The organism is Streptomyces capoamus, assembly GCF_014654935.1.
Taxonomy (GTDB): Bacteria; Actinomycetota; Actinomycetes; order Streptomycetales; family Streptomycetaceae; genus Streptomyces; species Streptomyces capoamus.
The window spans coordinates 749275-754778 of sequence record NZ_BNBF01000001.1 but is presented as its reverse complement, the minus strand read 5'-3'; the positions used below and the strand labels follow the sequence as shown (position 1 = coordinate 754778).

General features: G+C 73.6%; 7 protein-coding genes. 3 read left to right on the top strand and 4 right to left on the bottom strand.

What is annotated here, in order from left to right:
- Nucleotides 1–84 precede the first annotated feature (84 nt).
- Nucleotides 85–519, bottom strand: coding sequence for an ATP-binding protein (locus tag IE312_RS03445; RefSeq protein ID WP_189978147.1), 435 nt, complete (start codon nt 517–519; stop codon nt 85–87).
- Nucleotides 520–644: 125 nt separating this feature from the next.
- On the opposite strand from IE312_RS03445, the gene IE312_RS03440 reads away from it, so the two are divergent.
- Both IE312_RS03440 and IE312_RS03435 read left to right on the top strand, forming a co-directional pair.
- On the top strand, nt 645–887 hold the full coding sequence (locus IE312_RS03440) for a hypothetical protein (RefSeq protein WP_189978145.1): 243 nt from the start codon (nt 645–647) through the stop codon (nt 885–887).
- A gap of 272 nt (nt 888–1159) precedes the next feature.
- Nucleotides 1160–1618 carry a cyclic nucleotide-binding domain-containing protein gene (locus tag IE312_RS03435; RefSeq protein ID WP_189978143.1) on the top strand — a complete coding sequence of 153 codons (459 nt, stop codon included), beginning with the start codon at nt 1160–1162 and terminating at the stop codon, nt 1616–1618.
- Between the two features lie 4 nt (nt 1619–1622).
- Here IE312_RS03435 and IE312_RS03430 read toward each other — a convergent pair whose 3' ends face one another.
- Nucleotides 1623–2939 (bottom strand): MFS transporter, encoded by a 1317-nt coding sequence (locus IE312_RS03430; protein ID WP_189978141.1) that lies wholly within the window; start codon nt 2937–2939, stop codon nt 1623–1625.
- Nucleotides 2940–3159: 220 nt separating this feature from the next.
- Between IE312_RS03430 and IE312_RS03425 the strand changes: the two genes are divergently transcribed.
- Nucleotides 3160–3411: a WhiB family transcriptional regulator gene (locus tag IE312_RS03425; protein WP_189978140.1), complete on the top strand. Its 252-nt coding sequence runs from the start codon at nt 3160–3162 to the stop codon at nt 3409–3411.
- A 31-nt stretch (nt 3412–3442) separates the two neighbouring features.
- Here the strand turns inward: IE312_RS03425 and IE312_RS03420 are convergent, their stop codons facing one another.
- Together IE312_RS03420 and IE312_RS03415 are read right to left on the bottom strand one after the other, a co-directional pair.
- A complete protein-coding gene (locus IE312_RS03420; RefSeq protein WP_189978138.1) occupies nt 3443–3889 on the bottom strand; it encodes a DUF6098 family protein in 447 nt (148 codons plus the stop codon).
- A gap of 112 nt (nt 3890–4001) precedes the next feature.
- Nucleotides 4002–5504 (bottom strand): sensor histidine kinase (locus IE312_RS03415; RefSeq protein WP_229898947.1); only part of this gene is annotated, 1503 nt, incomplete at its 5' end.

Sequence of the window (5504 nt, the reverse complement as noted above, 5' to 3'; positions counted from 1 at the left end):
GGCAAACGCCACTGAGCGGAACTTCACAAACCGCTTCGGTCCGCGGCACGTCAGCCGCATCGGTTCGGCGCTTCGCCAGCCGCTTCAGTGCAGCGGTACGACGGCCGTGATGCACTTGCCGCCGCGGGGCAGCTCCGCGACCCGGACGTCCCGGGCCAGCCGGCACACGATGGGCCAGCCGCGGCCTCCGGGCCGGGCGGAGCCGTCCTCGTCGCCGGTGCGGGCGGCCACGGGCAGTGCGTCGCTGCGGTCGCTCACCGAGACACGGACGCCGCCGGAGTCGACGTCGACGTCGAAGCCGGTGATGCCGCCGCCGTGCACCAGCGCGTTGGTGGCCAGTTCCGAGGTCACCAGCAGGGCGTCCTCGACGGTCTCGGGCGGACACGTCAGGGCGTGCGCCCGGCACCGCTCCTTCACGACCCGCTCCACCGTTCTGCGGGCCTCGGCCGGCCGGCCCGGTACCGGACGGCGGATGTGCGGCAGGACGGCGGTGGAACCGGTCGGGTGGTCCTCGAGCATGCCTTCCTCCCCTGACGGTGCCCGGATTGCAAGGTTCTCTCCTCTCTCGGCTGACCCCGCAGGGCTATGTCAAACACCCTCGGTGCCGCTGTCATCACGGCGGAGCGAGCGGGTACCCGCCCCGCATGACGGATGTGGTGGACGCGGACGAGTTGTTGCGGCGGATCCGGCGGGGCCAGGAGCGCGCCGCCGAGGAGGAGCGCGCCTGGCGCGAGCGGGCCCTGAGTCTGACGGCGACGGATCCGGAGGGCGCGCGGGAGGCGACGGACCGGGCCCGGGCGTACGAGGTGGTGCTGCGGGTGCTGGAGGAGATCGTCTCCCCGGGCGGGAGTCCGGCGCGGGCGGAAGGAGTGAAACAGGTCACTTGACCCGGTTTCTGCTACCCGGAAGCGCGACAGATGGTTTATGGTTCATCCATACGTGACGTGGAGCGGCGCGGAACCGTCCTTCCCCCCTCCTGACGTCACCGCAAGACGGCCCTGGCTGGTCTCCCCCGTCCAGCCAGGGCTTTTTGCTGCCCGGAACGCGACACGCGGGCGCCCCCGGGCCGCCTTCGACGTGCTCGGGCCGCCCGTACCGGCTCAAATGGGAGGGAACACCGCATCCCTACCGAAACGCCGCCGGCGAGGAGCCCCGCGCCATGACCAAAGCGATCAAACTGCTCACCGCCCTCCCCCAGGCACAGCGCGAGCGTCTGATGGAGCTGGCCAAGGAGGTCTCCTTCCGCGAGGACACCAGGATCTTCGAACCGGGCGGCACCGCCGACCGGTTCTGGGTGATCCGCTCCGGCGCCGTCCACCTGGACCAGCAGGTCACCTCGCGGCAGCGGGTGACCGTGGCCTCGCTGGGGGCGGGCGACCTGCTCGGCTGGTCCTGGCTGTTCCCGCCCTACCAGTGGGACTTCGGCGCGGTGGCCTTCACCGACGTGCGGGCCTACGAGTTCGACGGTCCGTCGGTGCTCGGGCTGTGCGTGGAGGATCCCCTGCTCGGGCTCTCGCTGGTCCGCACGGTGGCCGAGGTCCTCGCCAGCCGGCTGGAGACGACCCGCGGGAAGCTGATGGACCAGTACACGATGCGGCGGCGCAGCGGACCGCTGTAGGCCGTCAGATCCGGTAGCGGCGCAGCGCCGGCACGGCACCGGCCAGGGCCAGCATCACCACGACCACCAGGGCGCCGCCGCCCGCGACCGCGGCCCGCGGGCCGAACGCCGAGCCGCCGGTGCCGTGCAGCACGTCCGCCAGACGCGGCCCGCCCGCGACCACCACCGTGAACACGCCCTGCATCCGGCCGCGCATCTCGTCGGTCGCTGCCGACAGCAGGATGGCACCGCGGAACACCATCGAGACCATGTCGGCGACGCCGGCCGCGGCCAGGAAGGCCACGGCCACCCAGAGGTTCCCGCTCAGCCCGAACCCGGCGACGGCCGCTCCCCAGCCGACGACCGCCCCGATCACCATCCAGCCGTGCCGGCGGGCCCGCGAGAACACCCCGGAGAACAGTCCGCCGAGCACCGCGCCGACCGGGATGCCGGCGAACAGCACGCCGAGCGCGAGCCCTTCGCCGTAGGAGCCGTACGTCTGCGCCGCCAGTTGCGGGAACAGGGCGCGGGGCATGCCGAACACCATGGCGACGATGTCGGCCAGGAAGGACAGCAGCAGCACCTCGTGCCGGGAGATGTACCGGAAACCGGCGGCTACCTCACGCAGGCCGGCGCGGCGCGCACGCTCGCCGAGCGGTGGCAGCGCGGGCAGGCGGAAGACGGCCCACACGGTGACGCACAGCGCCAGCGCGTCGATCAGGTACAGCTCGGGCAGCCCGATGACCGGGATGAGCGCACCCGCGAGCAGCGGACCGGCCACCAGGCCGGTCTGCATCACCGTCGAGCCGAGCGCGTTCGCGGCGGCCAGCTGTTCGGCCGGCACCAGGCGGGCGACGGAGGCGCTGCGGGCCGGGGAGTTGAGGCCGAAGAAGGCCTGCTGGAGAGCGAGCAGCGCCATGAGGACGGTGACGGACCCCAGCCCGGTGACGGCCTGGACCCAGAACAGCAACGAGGTCACCGCGATACCGCAGTTGGTCACCAGCAGCAGCTTGCGACGGTCGACGGTGTCGGCGACCGCCCCGCCCCACAGCGCGAAGGCCACCATCGGCACCAGGCCGGCGAGGCTGGCGTAGCCGACCCAGGCCGAGGAGTGCGTGAGGTCGTAGATCTGCTTGGGCACGGCGACGGCGGTGAGCTGGCTGCCGACGGCGGTGACGATGGTCGACGACCACAGGCGCCGGTAGGCGGGAATGCGCAGCGGGCGGGTGTCCATCGCCCAGCGGCGCCAGCCGCGCCGCGGCGGGTCCCCGGCCGTCGGCCCGTCGGCCGGCCGCTCCCCGGGCCGGCCGGTCTCGGTGCTGCTGCTTTCGCTCGTGTCCACGGACGTCCCGGTTGCTCGATACATCTTGTCGTTTCGAGAGCCTAACTGTTCCGTGCCGACCGGGTACGGCCCCCTCCGGGGCGACCGGTCCCGCGCTTCTCCCCCGATTCCCCACGGGTTGTGCCGTTTCACGGCGCCACGACCGGTCACCCGAAGGCGAAGACCGCATGCGGAACGCATTCGACAGGCACCGACGATTTCGATCCCACCAGGAGATCCCATGGAGAACTGGCGCGACCATGCCGCGTGCCGCCAGGAGGACCCCGACCTCTTCTTCCCGATCGGCACCACCGGTCCGGCGCAGGTGCAGACCCAGCAGGCCAAGGCGGTGTGCGCACGCTGTCCGGTCCGGGAACAGTGCCTGGACTGGGCACTGGACACGGCCCAGAGCATCGGCGTCTGGGGCGGTACGACGGAGCTGGAGCGCCGGGCGCTCAGGCGCCGCGCCCGCTCCCGGCCGCGCTCCGGCTGACCGGGAGTGGGGGACCCTGCGCCGCGGCGGTTCAGCCACCGCGGCGCAGGGTCCCCCACTCCCGTACCTGCCGGGCCATCTCGTCCCTGGCCGCGTCGATCACCTCGTCGGCGATCCAGCAGACGGGATCGGCATCGGTCACGAGCGGCTCGTTGTCGGGGCCCCGGCCCGTCTCCCGTCCGGTCAGGACCCAGGGGCGGACACCGGGGCCCTTGTCGTGCGGCAGATGGGCGTAGTCGAACAGGCGGCGGGCCACCCACAGCTCGACCGGGCGGTCCTCCCACCAGGCCTCCACGTCGAGCGGGTTGGCGGACAGCCCGGGCATGGGGACGCCGGTCAGTTCGTCGATGCTGGAGGTCTTCTCGAGGTCGACGCCGGGCCCTTTCGACCAGCGCACGTACAGCCCCCGTTGCCGTTCCAGCAGGCGGGCCACCGCGGAGAGGGTGGTCAGGACCGGCAGGTTCTCGGGTGCGCTCATGGCATGACCTCCTGTGCTACCTGTTGCGCGACCCGGAGTACCCCCGGCGCGCGCCGAAAATCGGATCACGGGCGTCGGGCCCTTCCCCGTCGTCCCCGGTCGTCCCCGGCCGTCACCGGTCGTCGCCGGGCGGCGGCACGGCCGGCAGCCGCAGCGTGAACACCGCGCCGGTCCCCGGCTCGCTCGCCACCTCCGCCGTACCGCCGTGGGCGACGACCAGGTGGCGGACGATCGGCAGGCCCAGTCCGCTGCCCCCGGTGCGGCGGCTGCGGGACTTCTCCGCGCGCCAGAACCGCTCGTAGACGTGCGGCAGGTCCCCGGCCGCTATGCCCGTGCCGGTGTCGGTCACGGTGAGCACGGCATGGGCGCCGTCCCGCCGGGCGCCGAGCGTCACGGTGCCGCCGGCGGGGGTGTGCCGCAGCGCGTTGGAGACCAGGTTCCCCAGGACCTGCCGCATCCGCACCGGGTCCGCGTCCAGCCAGGCGCCGTCGGCCCGGGTGCGCAGGACGACACCGGCCGCGTCGGCGGCGACCCGGTGCGCGGCGGCCACCTGGTCGAGCAGGTCGCCGGCGTGCAGCGGCTCGCGGTGCAGGCGCAGGGTCCCGGCGTCGGCCGCCGCGAGGTCCTGCAGGTCGTCGATGATCCGCTGCAGGACCAGGGCCTCCTCGTGCAGCGAGTCCAGCAGCGCCGGGTCCGGGTCGACGACACCGTCCCGGACGACCTCCAGCCAGCCCCGGATGTTGGTGAGCGGGCTGCGCAGCTCGTGCGCGATGTCACTGACCATGGCCTTGCGCTGGGCCTGAAGGCGCTCGCGCCGCTCGCTCAGGCCGTTGAACGCCTCGGCGAGGATGCCCGTCTCGTCGCGGGTGGTCACCGGCACCCGCGCGTGCAGTTCCGGCGGCTGCTGCGCGGCCAGGGTGAGTGCGCGCAGGGGCCGCACGAGCCGGACCGCGACGACGGCGGTGACCGCGACGGTGACGGCGAGCACCAGACCGGCCGCGCCGACCACCTTGGCCTTGTTGGCCGGTGACATGTCGAAGCGGGCCGGGTTCTGGTCACCGATGCCGAGGAACAGCTCGGCCACCGGGGCGGCGTAGGGTTCCAGCTGGGTGCGGCGCGCGGTCGTGAGGCACCGCTGGGCCGTCCGCGCGGCCTCTTTGGTGCCGGGCCCGGCCGACTTGGCGGCCAGGTAGCCGCCGCCCAAGGGGTCCTTGCCGCTGGGGTCGAAGGTGACGAACGGCCGTCCGCCGAGCTCCAGGCCGGCCTGGTGCAGGCAGGGCCGGGCCAGGTCGGACAGGGCCGCCAGGGCCTTCCGTTCGGTCGGGGTGGGTGTGTTGAGCCGTCCGTCCTCACAGCCCGTGGCGCCGTGGTCGGCGGGGCCGGCGGTGTCCGCGGGGGTGACCACCGGCCGGCCGCTCGCGGTCCGTTCGACGGTGGCCCGGAGGCCGTAGCGCGCGTAGCACCGCTCGCGCTTGGCGGCGAGCGCGTCCAGCCGGGCGCGTTCCCGCGCGGGGAGCCGGTACGGGCCCACCACGCGCGGGTCGATGCCGCTGAGCTGGGCGCCGGACTCGGTGTAGGTGTCGGTGCGCAGCGGGTCGACGGTGGCGGCGGGACG